1 protein-coding gene is annotated in these 1,348 nt (G+C 40.0%); it reads left to right on the top strand.

Annotated elements, in window-relative coordinates; translation table 11 throughout:
- Positions 1–261: 261 nt before the first annotated feature.
- Positions 262–1,221, top strand: a complete 960-nt coding sequence (locus AC1DRQ_RS31595; protein ID WP_477430117.1) for a lipid A deacylase LpxR family protein — start codon at positions 262–264, stop codon at positions 1,219–1,221.
- The last annotated feature ends 127 nt before the right edge of the window (positions 1,222–1,348 follow it).

Genomic DNA, 1,348 nt, shown 5'->3' with positions numbered 1-1,348 from the left:
AGATTATATTAAGGACCTTAAGTTTCATTATGTAACCGATATGCGCGAGGTAATTAGCCTTGCCCTTTTAGATGAAAAGGTTAGCGATCCGCTTGACCTTACAGTTAAAGAGGAGGAAAAAGCAATTGCAAATTAAAAAAGCGGGGGTTAAAATGTAAAGTTTTAACCCCCGCTTTTATTTGTACGTATTTTGTACACTCATAAATCAGCTCAATTTTTTTATATTAGGCGCTTATAATACTTATCATATTTAATTACCTAATGTTTAATAAACTATTCCTTACGCTGTTATGCCTTTTTGGTACTATCAGTTTATTTGCTCAAACCCGCGGTCATGAATTTGCCATACAATCTGATAATGATTCCTACCTGGGCCAGGGTTCAGACCGGTATTATACCAACGGGATCTTCTTTTATTACCGCAAGGCTTTAAAAGCTGGCGAAGCAGGCAGCAATCTTCAAAATAAAGTATTAGGTTTTGAGATCGGGCAAAAAATGTACAACCCGCAATCGGGCTATGTACCGGATGCTACTTATATCGACAGACCTTTCGCGGCTTACTCTTACATAGGCTCAACCCTTAATTTCTTATATAAAAACGAAAGCAATATTAAACTGAGTGCGCAATTAGGCATTGTAGGCCCTGCAGCGGGCGGCGAGCCGATACAAAAGCTCATCCATAATACATTTGGCTTTTACAAACTAAACGGCTGGCAGTACCAGGTCAGGAACAATGTACAACTTAACCTGGGCGCCGAGTATAATAAACTACTGGCCCGGGCCTCGTGGATAGATGTTAGCTTAAGCTCATATGCCAATCTGGGCAATGGTTTTACCGGTGCAGGCTTAGGCCCACTATTGCGCCTCGGTAATTTTAACCAGCTATTTAATTCAGTAAGTACGCAAAGTTCCGTATCTGCTCAGGACCAAACAGGCTTACTACATGCACACGAAATATTTCTTTACTATAAACCACAAGTGAACGCGGTAGTTTATGATGCCACCATACAAGGCAGCCTGTTCAACAAAAACCACGATCCTGGCAGTCAGGAGGTCACTTTAAATAAAAAGCCAATAGTATTTAGCAATCAGATTGGCGTTGCTTTTACTACAAGCCGTTTTATGTTTGATTTGGCGGCCATATTCCATACCAGGGAAGTAAAAGAAATGTTAAGAGAACATCAATGGGCCAGCCTAACAGGGGCTTATAGATTTAAGTGATAGATGTGCAGGTTTCAGATGTGCAAATGATATATGTGCAGATGATAAATCAAGTAATCCTTAAATCCTAATAGTCAGGATTCAGGCACTCTGAAATTCGCACATCTGCATATCTATTATTAATCAC

Source organism: Mucilaginibacter sp. P4_E8 (assembly GCF_056401495.1).
The sequence above is the reverse complement of the archived record's forward strand: the minus strand, read 5'-3'. Positions and strand labels throughout refer to the sequence as shown.